Origin of the sequence: Streptomyces sp. NPDC096046, from assembly GCF_040303285.1 — a bacterium.
In the GTDB taxonomy this organism is placed as follows: Bacteria; Actinomycetota; Actinomycetes; order Streptomycetales; family Streptomycetaceae; genus Streptomyces.
In genome coordinates, this window is record NZ_JBEOSZ010000010.1 from 1 (window position 1) to 17137 (window position 17137).

Here is a 17137-nt window from a genome sequence, read left to right on the forward strand (position 1 = left end):
TACACCCAGTACGAGGGCTTGCACCCGGCACGCCGAGAGCACGCACCGGACGCCGCTCCTTGACGGGCAAACGTTGCCTGCCGCGGCACTAGAGGTCCGGAGGCCCGCCCGAGCCCCTACTGCATGCACGGTCATCGAACCCCGCACCGGTGTTACCGTTCCGGTATGGCGTCGAAAACGGCAGGCGGGCAGCTTGAGGAGCGGTGGCGGGACATCCTGTCGACGCATGCGCGCACGCTGTGCGAGATCGACCGCGCGCTGCATCCGCACGGTCTCGGCGCGTCCGACTTCGAGGTCCTGGACATGCTCGCGGCCTCGGCGTCCGAGGAGGGCGAGCAGTGCCGGGTGCAGAACCTCGCGGGGCGCGTCCACCTCAGCCAGAGCGCGCTGTCGCGCCTGATCGCCCGGCTGGAGAAGGACGGGCTGGTGACCCGGTCGGTGTGCGCGGAGGACCGGCGGGGCGTGTGGGTCTCCCTGACGTCGAAGGGTCGTGACCTGCACGCCGAGGTGCTGCCCCTGCAACGCGCGGCACTGGCCCGGACGCTGGGCGGCTGAGCCCCCCGGGCCCGGGCCGGGCCGGTCGCCTCACTGACGTGCCAGCAGGGTGCGGACTCCCTCCGAGGTGAGTGTCAGGCGGTGCTCCGAGCTGCCGTCGATGGTGAGCGACAGGTCGTCGGCCGGCCACTGCGCGGCGAGGGCGCCGAGCGGCACCAGGCGGTAGCGGGAGACGAACGGCAGCAGCCCGGCCATCTCCACCTCGGAGGTGAACACGGGCACCACCGGTTCGCCGCCCGGCTGCTCCAGCACCGGCAGCGCCACCGCCGTGGGATTGGCGTCGGCGTCGCCCGCGTCGTCGGGCACGGGGATGAGCACGTCGCTGTTGGCGAGCGCGTCCAGAGCCGCCTCGTCCTCGGTGTTCTCGGCGAGGACGTCCAGAGCCCGCTGGGCGGGCGTGGGCGTGGGGTCGTTTGCAGGTGTCTCCATGGCAGATTCCCTGATAGCGGCGGTCGTGCGGCCAACCCGGGGCAAGATCCGCCCCCGGGTGCGGTCCTGCTCGCGTACCCGAACGGGCACGGGGCAACCCTGGTGGACCTCCGGGTTTCGTGGAGGCGTGGGAGAGATCTCGTGGGCCGGGCGCAGGCGGTTCCGAGTGGTGCCGGAGAACCAGCGGTCCCGCGCCGGTGCGCCCGCGGGCGCGCCGGTCAGCCGTTTCCCTCGGCGGCGGCCCGCTGCCAGGCGCCCTCCCGCAGCAGGCGCAGCCCGTTCAGGCCGACCAGGACCGTGGAGCCCTCGTGGCCCGCGACGCCCAGCGGCAGCGGCAGGTCACCGGCCAGGTCCCAGACGACGAGACCGGCGATGAACACCCCGGCGATCACCAGGTTCTGCACGACCAGCTTGCGGGCCCGGCGGGACAGGGCGACGGTGGCCGGGACCGCGGCGAGTTCGTCGCGCACGATGACGGCGTCCGCGGTCTCCAGCGCCAGGTCGGAGCCGGCCCGGCCCATGGCGATCCCGGTGTGCGCGGCGGCGAGGGCGGGCGCGTCGTTGACGCCGTCCCCGACGACCAGCACCTTGCGGCCCGCGCTCTCCATCTCCTGGACGGCGGCCAGCTTGTCCTGCGGCAGCAGCCCGGCACGCACGTCGTCGATGCCGGTCTCGGAGGCGAGGTGTGCGGCGGCCCGGGGGTTGTCGCCGGTGAGGAGCACCGGAGCGGTGCCGGTGAGGCGGGCGAGGGAGGCTACCGTGGCGGCGGCGTCCGGGCGCAGCCGGTCGGCGATGCCGAGCAGCCCGGCGGGGCTGCCGTCCACGACGACCAGGACGGCGGTACGGCCGGACTCCTCCAGTTCCGCGGCCGTGGCGACGGCGTCGTCCAGCCGGGCCGGGGCGCCCACCGCGACCGTACGGCCGCCGACGACGGCGGTGACCCCGACGCCGGGCGTGGAGGTGAAGTCCTGCGCGTCCGGCAGGTCGAGGCCGCGCTCGCGGGCCGCGTCGACGACCGCACGGGCCAGCGGATGTTCGCTGGGGCGCTCGGCGGCCGCCGCCAGCGTCAGCAGCGCCCCCTCGTCCAGGCCGCTGCCGGGCAGCGGCCGGACGTCGGTGACACGGGGGCTGCCCTCGGTGAGGGTGCCGGTCTTGTCCAGCGCGACCGCGTCGACCTGGCCGAGCCGCTCCATCACCACGGCCGACTTCACGAGTACGCCGTGCCGCCCTGCGTTGGCGATGGCCGACAGCAGAGGCGGCATGGTGGCCAGCACCACCGCACACGGAGAGGCGACGATCATGAACGTCATGGCGCGCAGCAGCGCGTCGGTGAGCTGCGCGCCGAACGCGAGCGGCACCAGGAAGACGGCCAGGGTCGCGGCCACCATGCCCAGCGAGTAGCGCTGTTCGACCTTCTCGATGAACAACTGCGTGGGCGCCTTGGTCTCGGACGCCTCCTGCACCATGCGGACGATCCGGGCGATCACCGAGTCGGACGCGTCGCGCTCGACCCGGATCCGCAGCGCGCCGGTGCCGTTGAGGGTGCCCGCGAAGACCTCGTCCCCCCACTCCTTCGCCACGGGCAGCGGCTCTCCGGTGATGGTCGCCTGATCCACCTCGCTCGCCCCGTCCAGCACCCGGCCGTCGGCGCCGACCCGCTCGCCGGGACGCACCAGGACGGTGTCGCCGACCTTCAGTTCCTCGACGGGGACGGCCTGTTCGCCGCCGTCGGGGCCGAGGCGGGTGGCTGTCGCGGGGGCCAGGTCGAGCAGGCCGCGGACCGAGTCGGCGGTGCGGGCCGTGGCCAGAGCCTCCAGCGCGCCGGAGGTGGCGAAGATGACGATGAGCAGGGCGCCGTCCATGACCTGCCCGATCGCGGCCGCGCCCAGGGCGGCGACGACCATCAGCAGGTCGACGTCGAGGGTGCGTTCCTTGAGCGCCTTGAGCCCTTCCCAGCCGGGCTCCCATCCACCGGTGACGTACGACAGCGCGTACAGCGGTCCCCAGGCCCAGGCCGGGGCGCCGGTCAACTGCAAGGGCAGCGCGAGCAGGAAGAAGACGGTGGCCGCGGTGGCCCAGCGCGCCTCCGGGAGCGCGAGGACGCGGGTGCGCCGCCGGGGGGCGGTCCCGGAGCGGTCGGGCTTGGCCCGTTCGGCCTGCTGTGGCGTGAGGGTGGAGGTCATCAGGGGTCCTTCTGGCGGGGGCGCGTCGGCGCCCCTCACCATACAGGAACACATGAAGACTCATTCATGCCTTCATATGCGAGTCCCCGCCGCGCGGGTCCCCCCCGTCACCTCACGGGCACGGCCACGTACTGGTGCTCCAGGAACTCGTCGATGCCCACCCGGCCGCCCTCACGCCCGAGGCCGGACTGCTTGACCCCGCCGAACGGGGCCGCCGGGTTGGAGACGAGGCCGGTGTTCAGGCCCACCATGCCCACCTCCAGGCCCTCGCTGACACGCAGCCCGCGGTCCAGCCCCCGGGTGAAGACGTAACCGACCAGGCCCCAGGGCGTGTCGTTGGCGCGGCGCAGGACCTCGTCCTCGTCGTCGAAGGTGAGGATCGCCGCGACCGGGCCGAAGATCTCCGTGTCCATCAGCCGGCTGCCGGGGTCCACGCCGGCGAGCACGGTCGGCGGGTAGAAGTTGCCGGGGCCTTCGGGCCTGCGTCCCCCGACGAGCACCTGGGCACCGCGCTCCACCGCGTCGGCGACCAGCTCCTCGACCTTGGCCCGTCCCGCCGCGTCGATCAACGGGCCCACGTCGACACCGGCCCGCGTGCCGGGACCCACCACGAGCGCGCCCATCCGCTCGGCGAGCCGCCGCCCGAACTCCGCGGCCACCGACCGGTGGACGAAGAAGCGGTTGGCGGCGGTGCAGGCCTCGCCCATGTTGCGCATCTTGGCGACCATGGCCCCGTCCACGGCCACGTCCAGGTCGGCGTCGTCGAAGACGATGAAGGGCGCGTTGCCGCCCAGCTCCATCGAGGTGCGGACGACGGTGTCGGCACATTGCGCCAGCAGGAGCCGGCCGACGGCGGTGGAGCCGGTGAAGGACAGCTTGCGGATGCGCCCGCCGCGCAGCAGCGGCTCGCACACCTCGCCCGCGCGGGAGGTGGTGACGACGTTCAGCACCCCGTCGGGCAGGCCCGCCTCTTTGAGGATCCCGGCCAGCGCGAGGCTGGCCAGGGGCGTCTGCGGGGCGGGCTTGAGGATCATCGTGCAGCCCGCGGCGATCGCCGGGCCGATCTTGCGGGTGCCCATGGCCAGCGGGAAGTTCCACGGGGTGATCAGCAGGCAGGGGCCGACCGGGCGGCGGGAGAGCAGCATGCGGTTGCGGCCGTCGGGCAGCAGCCCGTGGCCCCCCTCGATCCGCACGGCCTCCTCGGAGAACCAGCGGAAGAACTCCGCGGCGTAGGCCACCTCGCCTCTGGCCTCGGCGAGCGGTTTGCCCATCTCGGACGTCATCAGATGGGCGAGCTCGTCGGTGCGCTCCACGATGAGCTCGTAGGCGCGGCGCAGGATCTCGCTGCGTGCCCGGGGCGCGGTGCGGGCCCAGCCGGGCTGGGCCCGGACGGCCGCCTCTTCGGCGAGCCGGGCGTCCTTGGGGCCGGCGTCGGCGACGTGGCAGAGGATCTCGCCCGTGGCGGGGTCGTCGACCGCCATGGTGGCGCCGTCCGCGGCGTCCACCCATGCCCCGCCGATGAACAACTGCGTCAGTACCTCGGTCATGTCGTCTCTCCTGGTCGGTCGGCGGCGGGGTCGAGGAGTTCGGCGAGGTGCAGGGCGCGGATGCCCTGGTCGCCGGCGAGGTGGTCGATCTGGGTGGCGCAGCTGAAGCCGTCGGCGACGACGGGGCGACTGCCGAGGTTGTCGAGCCGGGGTTTGAGGGCCTGGTCGGCGACGGCGATGGAGGTGTCGTAGTGCTGGGCCTCGAAGCCGAAGTTGCCCGCGAGCCCGCAGCAGCCCTCGGCCTCGTCGACTCCGCGTACGCCCAGGCGGCGCAGCAGGTCGGCGGGGTGGCGGCCGGTGAAGGTGGCGTATTCGTGGCAGTGGGTCTGCAGGACGACGTTCTCGGGCAGGGACGGCGGTGTCCAGCCGGGGTCGGCGAGGTCGGTCAGCGCACCGGTGAAGGTGTGGACGCGGACGGCGACGCGTCGGGCCGCGCGGGTGCCCAGGAGTTCGGGCACGTCGCGCTTGAGGGCGGCGGCGCAGCTCGGTTCGGCGACGATGACGGGCCGGGTGTCGCCGTTGTCGAGGGCGGCGACGGTGCGGGCCATGATGCGGCGGGCCACGGTCAGCTGGCCGGTGCTGACCCAGGTCAGTCCGCAGCACAGATCGTCCTGCGCCGTGCAGGGGATACCGGCGTCGGCCAGGACACGGCCGGCCGCACCGGCGATCTGAGGGCGGAAGGCTCGGGTGAAGCTGTCGACGAAGAGGATCGCCTTGGCGGCCCCCTCGGGTTTCGCCGCGCGCAGGGTCGTGCGCAGGCTCCGGCGAGAGGCGAACGCGGGGATCCGGCGCTTGGTGGTGACCCCGCCGAGGCGGGCGAGGAGTCTGCCGAGCGGTCCGCGCAGCAGCAGGTTGATCGGGCGGGCGGCGTATCCGGCCAGGGCCGAGGTCAGGGGCAGCCAGCCCAGGGAGTAGTGGGAGCGGGGGCGGATCCTGCCCTTGTAGTGCTGGTGGAGGAATTCGGCCTTGTAGGTGGCCATGTCGACACCGACGGGGCAGTCGCTGGAGCAGGCCTTGCACGACAGGCACAAGTCGAGGGCGTCTTTGACCTCGGTGGAGCGCCAGCCGTCGGTGACGGCCTCGCCGCGCACCATCTCCTGGAGCATGCGGGCCCGGCCGCGGGTGGAGTCGTTCTCCTCACCCGTGGCCCGGTAACTGGGGCACATCACCCCGCCCGCGTCCGAGCGGCACCGGCCGACCCCGACACACCGGCGTACCGCACCGGCGAAACCGTCCGCGTCGTGCGGGAAACCGAACGTCGTGTCGACCAGGGGCAGTTCACGCAGTGCGAGGTCGGCGTCCAGCGGGGCGGGGTCGACGATGACGCCGGGGTTGAGCAGCCCGTCGGGGTCGAAGACGTTCTTGAACGCGGCGAACGCGGCGATCATGCGGTGGCTGTACATCACCTCCAGCAGTTCACTGCGGGCGCGTCCGTCACCGTGCTCACCGGACAGCGTGCCGCCGTGCTCGACGACCAGGGCGGCGGCTTCGGCGAGGAAGTGGCGCATCACCGCCCGGCCGGTGTCGCTCGCCATGTCGAAGTCGATGCGCACGTGGACGCAGCCGGCACCGAAGTGCCCGTACAGCACACCGGTCAGCTCGTGCGAGGCGAGCAGCTTGCGGAAATCACGCAGGTAGGCGGCCAGGTTCTCCGGAGCGACGGCCGCGTCCTCCCAGCCGGGCCACGACTCCCCGCCGTCCACCAGCCGGGCGGCGAGCCCGGCCCCGTCCTCACGCACCCGCCACAGCGAGCGGCGCTCCGCGGGACGTGTCACCACCCGGCCGCCGGTCAGCCGCCCCTGCGCCCTGAGCGCCTCCAGGAGTTCGGCGGCGCGGGCGTTCACGGTGGCCTGGTCGTCGCCTTCGAGTTCGACATAGAGCCACGCCCGGCCCTCGGGCAGACCGGTCACGGACGCGGGACCGCGGCGGGCGCGCATCGTGGCGACGATCGCCTCGTCCATGCCCTCCACCGCGCTGGGCGAGAAGCGCAGGATGTGCGGCACGTCCTCGGCCGCCTCGACGACGTCCTCATAGCCCAGGGTCAGCAGGGTGGATGCCTGTGCGGTCGCCACCAGGCGGACCGTCGCGGCGGTGACGACCGCACAGGTGCCTTCGGTGCCCACCAGAGCACGGGCCAGATCGAACCCGTTCTCCGGCAGCAGGTGCTGCAACTGGTAACCCGAGACCTGACGCGGAATACGCCCCAGCTCGGTCCGGATCAACGCCAGGTTGTCACCGACCAGACGCTTGAGACCGGCCTCCAGACGGGCGACGACATCACCGTCGGCCGGGTCGAGCGGATGCAGCCCCGTGTGATCGGCGACGGCCCGCACGCCGTCAGCCGTCACGATCTCCAGGGCCACGACATGCCCACCGGTCCGTCCATCGCGCACCGAACGGTTCCCGCACGCGTCGTTGCCGATCATCCCGCCCAGCGTGCACCGGCTGTGCGAGGACGGGTCCGGACCGAAATCCAGACCGTGCGACGCCGTCGCACGGCGCAGCGTGTCCAGGACCACACCGGCCTCGACCCGCGCGGTACGCGCCTGCACGTCGATGTCCAGGATCCGGTTCATGTACCGGGAGAAGTCCAGCACCACACCGGCGCCGACGGCGTTGCCGGCCATGCTGGTGCCGCCGCCCCGGGCCGTGACCGGCACACCCGCCTCGCGGCAGGCCCGCAGCACCGCCACCACGTCCTCGGCGGTGCGGGGGAAGGCCACCGCCCGCGGCGGGACACGATAGTTGGAAGCGTCGTAGGCGTACGGGCCGGTGGCCTCCGGGCCGGTCTCCACCCGCAGACCGGGCGCCAGCTGGGCGAGGCGGGCCGTGAAACCCTCCGGGTCGCGGGTGGCGGTGGTCATCGCTCCGACGCTCCCGACGTACCGGCTTCGACGGCGTTCGCCCAGGCCTGGAGGCCCTCGTCCACGCCCGTCTCGTCGATCACGAGCGCCGGGATCATCCGGACGACCTGGTTCCAGGCACCGCACAGCAGCAGGAGCAGGCCCTCGTCGATCGCGGCACGCTGGACGCGGGCGGCGGTCTCCGGGTCGGGGCTGCCGTCCTCGGTGACGAACTCGGTGGCGAGCATGAGGCCGAGGCCGCGCACATCACCGATGCCCGGGGTCCGGTCGGCCACGGCCTCCAGGCCCTGGCGGAGCCGCTTGCCCATCGCCTCGGCGTTCTCGACCAGCTTCTCGTCGCGCACGACGTCCAGGGTCGCGCAGGCGGCGGCGCAGGCGACGGCGTTGGCGCCGTACGTGCCGCCCTGCGAGCCCGGCCAGGCCTTCGCCATCAGTTCCTCGGAGGCGGCGATGCCGGAGATCGGGAAGCCGCTGGCCAGGCCCTTGGCGGTGACGAGGATGTCGGGTGTGACGCCGAAGTGGTCATGGCCCCAGAAGCGGCCGGTACGGCCGACGCCGGTCTGCACCTCGTCGAGGATCAGCAGGAATCCGTGCCGGTCCGCGCGCTCCCGCAAGCCCTCGAGGAAGGCGCGGTTCGCGGGGACGTAGCCGCCCTCGCCGAGAACCGGCTCGACGATGATCGCCGCCGTGTCGGCGGGCGACGAGATCGTCTGGAGGGTGTAGTCGAGTTCCCGCAGTGCGAAGCGGGTGGCGGTCTCCTCGTCCCAGCCGTACCGGAAGGCCGTCGGGAACGGGGTGACGACCACGCCGCTCATCAGCGGCGAGAACCCGGACCGGAAGCGGATGCCGGAGGTGGTCATGGAGGCGGCGGCGACCGTACGGCCGTGGAATCCGCCGTGACAGACCAGCACGTTGGGCCGGCCGGTGGCCTGTCGGGCCAGCCGCAGCGCCGCCTCGACGGCCTCACTGCCGGAGTTGGTGAAGAACAGGCTGTCCAGACCGGCGGGCAGCACCTCGCCCAGCTTGTCGACGAGGCGGCGCAGCGGCTGGTGCATGACGGTCGTGTACTGGCCGTGGATCAGCGTGCCGACCTGCTCCTGCGCCGCCGCCACGACCTTGGGGTGGCAGTGCCCGGTGCTGGTGACGCCGATACCGGCGGTGAAGTCGAGGTAGCGGCGGCCGTCCTCACCGTAGAGGTGGACGCCCTCGCCCCTGGCCGCCACGACGGGCGTGGCCTGGCGAAGGTGCGGCGACAGTGCGGTCATGGTGTCTCCCGGCCGTAGGACGAGGTCTGGTTGCTTGGCTCAGCTCCGGTACCCGAGCATCCAAGCCGCCGTGGGACACGACAACGCGTGATCTGTCCAGCCGGAACCCGTTGTTCGGACGTTGTGTCAACCGCTCGGTCCCCCGGGCCCCGCCCGCCCCTTTGGTGGCCGGCTCTTGCGCAGGTCAGCCCGGCTTGTCAGAGTGACCGGGCACGCAGGGAGGCACCGTGAACGAGCACCCCCCGACGGCCGGTCGCGCCCCGACTCTCGCCGACGTTCTCGCCCTGCCCGTCCTGGCCGCCGGACAGCCCCAGGTCGTCACGGGGCTGGACCGGCTGGACCGGCCGGTGCGCTGGGTGCACATCACGGAGCTGACGGACCCGGCCTCCTTCCTCAAGGGCGGCGAGCTGGTGCTGACCACGGGCATGCCCCTGCCCGACGACGCCGCGGGGGTCCGCCGGTACGTGGACGAACTCACCGAGGTGGGGGCGGCCGCCCTGGTCATCGAGCTCGTACGGCGCTACCACCGGCCGCCCGACGCCCTCGTGCAGGCCTGCCGGGCACGGGGTCTCCCCCTGGTCACGCTCGCCCGGGACGTCAACTTCCTGGAGGTCACCCAGGTCGTGCACGCGCTCATCCTCGGCAGCCAGGCCGACGCGATGCGGCGGACCCAGCGGATCCACGAGGCGTTCACGGCCCTCACCCTGCGCGGGGCGAGGGCGGAGGACGTGGTGCGCGCGGCGGCGGAGATGAGCGGCCGGACGGTCGTGCTGGAGAACCTGGTGCACCAGGCGCTGATCTGCGAGCCCTCCGGGAGCACGGTGGAGGAGGCGCTCGGGGACTGGGAGCGGCGCTCCCGGGCTACGGAGCCCGGCGGTCACACGCAGGTGGGCGGCCCGGAGGGCTGGCTCACGGCCCCCGTCGCCTACCAGGGCGAACGGTGGGGCCGCCTGGCCATGCTGCCCGCGGACGGGCCGCTCTTCGGGCCCGAGCACGTCACCGTCCTGGAGCGGACGGCGATGGCCCTGACCGTGGCCCGGCTCATCCACACCACGCCCTGGGAGCACACCGCCCACCGCAACGCCCTGCGGGAACTGGCGGAGCAGCGTCACCACTCCACCGAGGACGTCCGCGCCCGCTGCGCCGCGCTGGGTCTGCCCACGGAGGCCGGTGTCTTCCTGGCGATCCTCGTGGACCTGGGCCCCGGCGGGGAAGGCGCCGACCCGGAGACCCGGCTGCACCGGGAGCTGAGGTCGGCCGGCGTCCCGGCCCTGGCCGGAGAGCTCTCCCCCGGCCGCCTCGGCGTGCTGCTGGCCCTGCGCCCCGCCCAGCCCTGGCGGCCCGTGGCCGAGCGACTGAGCCGTACCGCGCTGACGCTGACCCCGCGGGCGATCGTCGGCGTCGGCTCGGAAGTGGCGGATCTCGCCGGCACCGCCCGCTCGTTCCGGGAGGCGGCCCGCGTCATAGAGGCCACTCCACCCGGCCAGCCGCTCCCCCCGGACCGTTCCTTCCACGAGCTGCCGGACATCGACCTGCGGCGGCTGCTGTACGCGCTGCGCGAGGACACCCGGATCCAGGACTACACGGAACGCCGGCTGGGCCGGCTCATCGACCACGACACCCGGCACGGCACCGACCTGCTGACGACCCTGGGGAACTACCTCGACGCCGCCGGCAACAAGACCACGGCGGCCCGTCGCGGCGGCCTGTCCAGGGAGACCATGTACCAGCGCCTGCGCACCATCGAACGCCTCCTCGACACCGACCTCGAGGCCGGCGACCGCCGTACCGAACTGCACGTCGCCCTCACGGCGTTGCGGGTCCTGCGCGCCGACTGAGGGGAGGCGGAGGGCTCGCGCCCCCGATGCCGGCCGTCCCGCTTTCGCCGCCGGACCGGCGTGCCGCCGCCGGTCGGTACCGCGGCTGCCGACCGTCCTGGAAGCGATCAGCTACTCGGTCCATCCGGTGCCGCCGGTGCCGCCAGTGCCGCCGGTGCCGCCGGTGCCGCCGGTGCCGCCGGTGCCGCGGCGATGATCGACGGCTCCGTAGGACGTCGGCGCGATGACGACGTCGTGCGCGACTGGGCTACGTCGCGCTCCCGCCGCCCCGGTGTGCACCGACCTGTCGCCGGGTGGGGCGCCGGCCCCAGGGGGCCGGCGCCGCGGGCCGGCGCACTGCCCGGGCGCTCAGGTGTCGAAGTCCACCGTCAGTGTCTCGGACACCGGGTACGACTGGCAGGTGAGGACGTAGCCCGCCTCGACCTCGGACGGTTCGAGGGCGAAGTTGCGGCGCATGTCGGCCTTGCCGTCGGTGACCAGGGCGCGGCAGGTGCCGCAGACCCCGCCCTTGCAGGCGAACGGCAGATCGGGGCGGGTCTGCTGGGCACCTTCCAGGAGGGTCCGCTCGCGGGGCAGGGCGGAGGTGGTGGAGCGTCCGTCGAGGGTGACGGTGACCTGGCTGACCGGGCCGGAGGGGCCGGTCTCGGTGTGCTGGACCTCGCGGACGGGCTCGTCGTCGGCGTAGAACAGCTCCTGGTGGACGCGGTCGGCGGGCACGCCGAGGCCGGTGAGGACCTGCTGGGCCGCGCGGACCATGCCGTGCGGGCCGCACAGCCACCAGTGGTCGGCGGACTCCACGTCGACGAGTGCGTCGACCAGGGCGGAGAGCCGTTCGGCGTCGAGGCGGCCGGAGAGCACCTCGGCCTCGCGGGGCTCGCGGGAGAGGACGTGGGCGAGCTGGAACCGCGTCGGGTAGAGGTCCTTCAGGTCGGCGAGTTCGTCCGCGAACATCACCGTACCGGTGCGGCGGTTGCCGTAGAGGAGGGTGACGCGCGAGCGGGGGTCGGCGGCCAGGACGGACTCGGCGATGGAGACCATGGGTGTGATGCCGGAGCCGGCGGCGATGAGGACGTGGTGGCCGTGGGTGGTGAGGTCGGGGGTGAAGGCGCCGGTGGGTGCCATCACCTCGACGGTGTCGCCGGGTCGTACGTCGTGCACCAGCCAGGAGGAGAACAGGCCGCCCGGCACCACCCGGACGCCGATGCGCGGTGCCGTGCCGGCGGGCGCGCAGATCGAGTAGGAGCGGCGCTCGTCCCGGCCGTCGACGTCGCGCCGCAGGGTGAGCGACTGGCCGGGCGCGAAGGTGAACGCCTCGGCCAGTTCGGCCGGGATGTCGAAGCTGACGGCTGCGGCGTCCTCGCACAGGGGCCGCACGGCGGCGACCCGCAGGGGGTGGAAGACCGGGCGGCGGCGGGCACGCGGACGTGCCGCCGGGGCGGGGGCCGGCTCCATCAGGTCCTCCATCAGATCTCCTTGACGTACTCGAACGGCTCGCGGCAGGCGAGGCAGCGCCACAGGGCCTTGCAGGACGTGGCGCCGAAACGGGAGGTCTCCTCGGTGTCGGGGTGACCGCACCGGGGGCAGGGCACCGAGCGGCGGGCCGGTGACAGCACGAGGGGGACCGGCCCGGTGGGGCGCGGGGGCGCGGCGCCGGGCGGGGCGATGCCGTGCTCGGCGAGCTTGCGACGGCCGGCCGGCGTGATCCAGTCGCTGCTCCAGGGCGGGTCGAGGACGGTGCGGATCTCCACGCGGGCGTAGCCGGCGTCCCGCAGCCGGGCGGCCACGCCCGCGCGCATCTCAGCCATCGCCGGGCAGCCCGAGTAGGTCGGGGTCAGGCTCGCGACGACCGTGCCGTCCGGGGCCATGGTCACCTCGCGCAGTACTCCGAGGTCGGCCAGCGTGAGCATGGGCAGTTCCGGGTCGGGCACCTGCTCGGCGATGTGCCGGGCCCTTCGGGCGTCCAGGAGCGCGGTCACCATGTCGCCTCCGGGTGGGCGCGGGCCACCCCCTGCAACTCGGCCAGCAGCGGGTCGAGATGCTCGGTGTGCTCCCCGGTGCGGCCCGCGCCGGGCAGCGGCCGGTAGACGGGCATGGGCAGCCCGGCCGCCTCGGTGACCTGGCGCAGCACCGCGACGACCTCGTCCCGGACGTCGTACGCCGTGAACAGCTCGCCGAGGTAGGGCGCCACCTGCTCCTGTGCCTTGCGCATCCGGCGGTGCGACTCCTCGGTGCCGTCGCCGAGGCGTACGGCCCACTCGGCCGCGTACTGGCGGTGGTAGGCCAGTTCCTTCACGCCCTTGGCGGCGATCGCCGCCAGCACCGGGTCGCGGTGAGCGGTGAGCCGCTCGAAATGGGCGAGGCGCCAGCTGGCGAGCACCAGCAGCCGCACGATCGAGAACGCGAAGTCGCCGTTCGGGAGTTCGGCCAGGCGTACGTTGCGGAAGTCACCGGGGTCGCGGAAGTAGGCGTAGGCGTCCTCGCCGCGGCCGGTGCCGTCGGCCTGGCCCGCGCGGGAGTAGAGCAGGCGGGCCTGGCCGAGCAGGTCGAGACCGATGTTGGCCAGCGCCACCTCCTCCTCCAGCTCGGGGGCGCGGGTGGTCCACTCGGCGAGCCGCTGGGCCGAGATCAGGGCGTCGTCGGCCAGGCCGAGGCACAGGGCGGCCAGTTCACCGGTGTCCACGTCGTCGGGCACGGTGGTGTCGACGCCGTGCAGGGGGTCCTCGAAGCCGGTGCCGTAAGCCCAGCGGGTGTCGTCCTCGTGTCCCTCGGCGAGGGTCATGTAGACGTGGTCGTCGCTCATGCCCTCTCCTTCAGATGTGCGGGACGTCGTCGGGGATGTCGTAGAAGGTCGGGTGCCGGTAGACCTTGTCGGCGCTGGGCTCGAAGAAGGGGTCCTTCTCGTCGCGGGTGGAGGCGGCGATGTGCTCGGAGCGCACGACCCAGATCGAGACGCCCTCGTTGCGGCGGGTGTAGAGGTCGCGGGCGTGGGTGAGCGCCATACGGTCGTCGGCGGCGTGCAGCGAGCCCACGTGGACGTGGTTCAGCCCGCGCTTGCCGCGTACGAACACCTCGTACAGGGGCCAGTCCTGCCGGTCGGCGGTCATGCCACCGCTCCCTTCCGCTCGCGGGCGGCCTGTTTGGCGGCGTGGGCGGTGGCCGCCTCGCGCACCCAGGCGCCCTCCTCGTGGGCCGTGCGCCGCCGTTCCACGCGTTGGTCGTTACAGGGGCCGTCGCCCTTGATGACCCGCATCAGCTCGTCCCAGTCGGGCGTGCCGAAGTCGTGGTGGCCCCGCTCCTCGTTCCAGCGCAGCTCCGGGTCCGGGAGCGTCACACCGAGTTTCTCGGCCTGCGGGACGGTCATGTCGACGAACCGCCGGCGCAGTTCGTCGTTGCTGTGCCGCTTGATCTTCCAGGCCATGGACTGCGCGGAGTTGGGCGAGGCGTCGTCGGGCGGGCCGAACATCATCAGCGACGGCCACCACCAGCGGTTCACCGCGTCCTGCACCATCTCGCGTTGCTCGGGGGTGCCACGCATCATCGTCATCAGCAGCTCGTAGCCCTGCCGCTGGTGGAACGATTCCTCCTTGCAGATCCGCACCATGGCGCGCGCGTACGGCCCGTACGAGGAGCGGCACAGCGGCACCTGGTTGCAGATCGCGGCGCCGTCCACGAACCAGCCGATCACCCCGACGTCCGCGAAGCTCAGCGTCGGGTAGTTGAAGATCGACGAGTACTTCTGGCGGCCCTCGATCAAGCGCCCGGTCAGATCCGCGCGGTCGGCGCCCAGCGTCTCCGCCGCCGAGTACAGGTACAGCCCGTGCCCGGCCTCGTCCTGGACCTTGGCGAACAGAATGGCCTTGCGGCGCAGCGACGGCGCGCGGGTGATCCACTCGCCCTCCGGCTGCATGCCGATGATCTCCGAGTGCGCGTGCTGCGCGATCTGCCGGATCAGTGTCTTCCGGTAGCCCTCCGGCATCCAGTCGCGCGGCTCGATCCGCTGGTCCCGCGCGATCGTCGCGTCGAAGTGCTGCTGGAGAACCGGCTCGGCGCCGTCCGTCCCCGCGGGGCTGGAGCGTGTCGTTTCCATCCGTCCCACTTCCCAACCGACCATTCGTTCGGTCCATGGTAGGACAAGCGGGCGCACCTTGGTAAGACCTCTGGGGCAAGTCCCGGACCTTGACAGGCGCCGAGCGGGCTGGTCCACATGACCGTCCGCATCGAGACCCGCCCCGGGCACCGGCTCCGGGCAGCGCCAGGCCGCGGCGGGGAGATCGAAGGCGGTCAAGGACGGCATGATCTGCTCGCGGCCTGACCCCGTGCGGCCGCCGCAGCCCTCATGAGCAGCACCTCTCCTCGCGCACCGTGGCGGCGCCGACCGGGCCGGGGTCGCTCGCCCGGGGGGCCTGTGCTTCCGCGGGGCGTACGGCCGGCTTGCGAATGAGGAGCAGGGCGGCGTCGTCGTGCAGTCGGCCGCCCACATGGGCCAGCAGTTCGTCGTGGAGCGCGCCGACCGTGTGAGCCGGCTCGTGCGAGACGTGGCGCCGCAGGCCTTCGGCGAGGGGGTAGAAGGCGCGGTCGCCGTCGCGGGCCTCGGTGACCCCGTCCGTGTAGAGCAGCAGTTGGTCGCCGTCGTCGAAGGGGAGCGTCTGGAGCCCTGGGGTGTGCCCGGTGAGGGCGCGCAGCCCGAGGGGCGGGGCCGGGTGTGCGGGTTCCACCGTGGTGATGCTGCCCGAGTCGCTCACCAGCAGCGGGGGCGCGTGCCCGCAGTTCACCACTTCCAGCTGCCCCGCCCGCCGGTATCCGGCGACCACGGCGGTGACGAAGTCGTCGTGCCCGAGGTTGCGCGCGAGGCTCCGCTCGATCCGGTCGACCACGGCCAGGAGATCGGCCTCGTCGTGGGCGGCCTCGCGGAAGACACCGAGCACCAGCGCCGCGGTCCCGACGGCGGGCAGCCCCTTGCCGCGCACGTCGCCGACGATCAGCCGCACGCCGTGCGGGGTGGGTATCAGCGCGTACAGGTCCCCGCCGATACGGGCCTCGGCCGCGGCGGCGCTGTAGCGGACGGCCGCCTGGAAGGGCCCGACCGTCGACGGCACGGGCTTGAGCAGCGCGTGCTGGGCGGTCTCCGCGACCGAGCGGACGGCGGCGAGCACCCGCTCGCGGCGCCCGCGCAGGGCGCTGGCCAGGACGCTCGCGAGGGTGACGGCGACCAGGGCCGACAGTACGGCGGTCAGTTCCCGGCCCGGCGCCCCGTCCCGGACGCCGAGTGTCACGCCGAGCGCCACGGCGAGGAAGCCGACGCACAGGACGCCGCGCGGTCCGCTGGTCGTGGCCGCCAGGGCGGGCCCGGCCGCCAGCAGGGGGAGCCAGATCATCCCGGCTCCGCCGGCGAGGTCGACCGACACGGCGAGGGCGACGACCAGGACGACGAGGACGGGCAGGACGGGTGTCCCGGCGGCCAGCCGTGCGACGGCGCGTCTGCGGGCCGAGGCCCCGGCACCGGCCACCCGGTTGCCGGAGGGTCGTACCGGCCGGTCGTCGACGCCATGGTCGCGGGCTTGGCTCATGTCTGGGTCCGCAGTCCTCACCTGTGCGCGGGGCACGTCGCCGGAATGTCCGTTTCATCCAGAGAACGGGGTGAGACCGGCCAGCGGCAAGGAGCGTGTTTTCAGATGGTGAGCGAGAGGCTCCGCGTCACCCGGCTCGCGGTCGGGAGCAGCCGTTCCCGGATCTCCGGCAGCCGGGACAGCCGGTTCGACGGCAGCGAGACACCGAGGGAGCCGAGCGTGTCCCCGCTGTAGACCGGGACGGCGACGCAGACCGTGCCGAGGGCGTACTCCTCCAGGTCCGTGACGGCCGGGGCCAGGGGCGGGGTCTCCAGCCGTCTGAGCAGCTCGGGGAGGCTGGTGACCGTTCGTGGGGTGAGATCGGCGAGGTGGTGGCGGGAGAGGTAGTCCTGGCGGGCCTCCTCGTCCAGTTCCCGCAGGACGGCCTTGCCCAGGGCGGTGGCGTGCCCCGCGTCCTCGAACCCCACCCAGAGATCGACGCGAGGGATGCCGGGCCCGTCGACGATCTCGGCGACCCGGATCTCGCCGTCCTCGTAGAAGGTGAGGTAGGCGGGGCTCGCGAGTTCGTCCCGCAGCGCGGCGAGGGTGGGCCGGACGCGGCTGAGCAGTGCCTGCGCACGGCCCGTGGAGCGCAGGGTCTGCAGTTTGTCGCCGAGGACGAAGCCGCCGTCGTCCAGCTTCCGCACGTACCCGTCGTGCGCCAGGGTCCGCAGCAGGTGGTAGGCGGTGGCCAGGGGCAGGCCCGTCTCACGCGCCAGCTGCTTGGCCGGCGCGCCGTTGTCGTGCGCGCTCACCGCCTCCAGCAGCCGCATGGCCCGCTGGACGGAGTTGATGAGCGTAGGGCCGTCTCGCGTACCCATGGGACCAGCGTGCGCCCGAGGCCCGGAGC

Annotated in this window: 14 protein-coding genes; 2 read left to right on the forward strand and 12 right to left on the reverse strand. The window is 73.3% G+C overall.

Annotated elements, in window-relative coordinates; translation table 11 throughout:
- Positions 1-165: 165 nt before the first annotated feature.
- Positions 166-555: a MarR family winged helix-turn-helix transcriptional regulator gene (locus tag ABTX62_RS11485; protein ID WP_352115955.1), complete on the forward strand. Its 390-nt coding sequence runs from the start codon at positions 166-168 to the stop codon at positions 553-555.
- A 30-nt stretch (positions 556-585) separates the two neighbouring features.
- Here the strand turns inward: ABTX62_RS11485 and ABTX62_RS11490 are convergent, their stop codons facing one another.
- The 5 genes from ABTX62_RS11490 to ABTX62_RS11510 all read right to left on the reverse strand — a co-directional run bounded on the left by ABTX62_RS11490 (position 586) and on the right by ABTX62_RS11510 (position 8843).
- Positions 586-984 carry an SseB family protein gene (locus ABTX62_RS11490; protein WP_352115956.1) on the reverse strand — a complete coding sequence of 133 codons (399 nt, stop codon included), beginning with the start codon at positions 982-984 and terminating at the stop codon, positions 586-588.
- A 218-nt stretch (positions 985-1202) separates the two neighbouring features.
- Positions 1203-3167 carry a heavy metal translocating P-type ATPase gene (locus ABTX62_RS11495; protein WP_352115957.1) on the reverse strand — a complete coding sequence of 655 codons (1965 nt, stop codon included), beginning with the start codon at positions 3165-3167 and terminating at the stop codon, positions 1203-1205.
- A gap of 107 nt (positions 3168-3274) precedes the next feature.
- Positions 3275-4714 (reverse strand): NAD-dependent succinate-semialdehyde dehydrogenase, encoded by a 1440-nt coding sequence (locus tag ABTX62_RS11500; protein WP_352115958.1) that lies wholly within the window; start codon positions 4712-4714, stop codon positions 3275-3277.
- Positions 4711-7578 carry an FAD-binding and (Fe-S)-binding domain-containing protein gene (locus ABTX62_RS11505; RefSeq protein WP_352115959.1) on the reverse strand — a complete coding sequence of 956 codons (2868 nt, stop codon included), beginning with the start codon at positions 7576-7578 and terminating at the stop codon, positions 4711-4713. The genes ABTX62_RS11500 and ABTX62_RS11505 overlap by 4 nt, the downstream gene beginning before the upstream one ends.
- Positions 7575-8843: an aspartate aminotransferase family protein gene (locus ABTX62_RS11510; RefSeq protein ID WP_352115960.1), complete on the reverse strand. Its 1269-nt coding sequence runs from the start codon at positions 8841-8843 to the stop codon at positions 7575-7577. Before ABTX62_RS11510 ends, ABTX62_RS11505 begins: the two co-directional genes overlap by 4 nt.
- A gap of 227 nt (positions 8844-9070) precedes the next feature.
- On the opposite strand from ABTX62_RS11510, the gene ABTX62_RS11515 reads away from it, so the two are divergent.
- On the forward strand, positions 9071-10681 hold the full coding sequence (locus ABTX62_RS11515) for a PucR family transcriptional regulator (RefSeq protein ID WP_352115961.1): 1611 nt from the start codon (positions 9071-9073) through the stop codon (positions 10679-10681).
- A gap of 348 nt (positions 10682-11029) precedes the next feature.
- Here the strand turns inward: ABTX62_RS11515 and paaE are convergent, their stop codons facing one another.
- The 7 genes from paaE to ABTX62_RS11550 form a co-directional block, all read right to left on the reverse strand.
- Positions 11030-12145, reverse strand: coding sequence for a 1,2-phenylacetyl-CoA epoxidase subunit PaaE (paaE, locus tag ABTX62_RS11520; protein WP_502997939.1), 1116 nt, complete (start codon positions 12143-12145; stop codon positions 11030-11032).
- Entirely contained in the window at positions 12145-12660 is a 516-nt protein-coding gene (paaD, locus tag ABTX62_RS11525) for a 1,2-phenylacetyl-CoA epoxidase subunit PaaD (RefSeq protein ID WP_352115962.1), read from the reverse strand. The genes paaE and paaD overlap by 1 nt, the downstream gene beginning before the upstream one ends.
- A complete protein-coding gene (gene paaC, locus ABTX62_RS11530; RefSeq protein WP_352115963.1) occupies positions 12654-13481 on the reverse strand; it encodes a 1,2-phenylacetyl-CoA epoxidase subunit PaaC in 828 nt (275 codons plus the stop codon). The genes paaD and paaC overlap by 7 nt, the downstream gene beginning before the upstream one ends.
- 10 nt (positions 13482-13491) lie before the next feature.
- Positions 13492-13785 carry a 1,2-phenylacetyl-CoA epoxidase subunit PaaB gene (paaB, locus tag ABTX62_RS11535; RefSeq protein ID WP_283968961.1) on the reverse strand — a complete coding sequence of 98 codons (294 nt, stop codon included), beginning with the start codon at positions 13783-13785 and terminating at the stop codon, positions 13492-13494.
- On the reverse strand, positions 13782-14768 hold the full coding sequence (gene paaA / locus ABTX62_RS11540; RefSeq protein ID WP_283968960.1) for a 1,2-phenylacetyl-CoA epoxidase subunit PaaA: 987 nt from the start codon (positions 14766-14768) through the stop codon (positions 13782-13784). The genes paaB and paaA overlap by 4 nt, the downstream gene beginning before the upstream one ends.
- Before the next feature lie 247 nt (positions 14769-15015).
- The gene (locus ABTX62_RS11545; protein ID WP_352115964.1) at positions 15016-16248 is read right to left on the reverse strand and encodes a PP2C family protein-serine/threonine phosphatase; all 1233 of its coding nucleotides are present in this window, start codon (positions 16246-16248) and stop codon (positions 15016-15018) included.
- Between the two features lie 101 nt (positions 16249-16349).
- Positions 16350-17108, reverse strand: coding sequence for an IclR family transcriptional regulator (locus ABTX62_RS11550; RefSeq protein ID WP_352115965.1), 759 nt, complete (start codon positions 17106-17108; stop codon positions 16350-16352).
- Between the last annotated feature and the right edge of the window lie 29 nt (positions 17109-17137).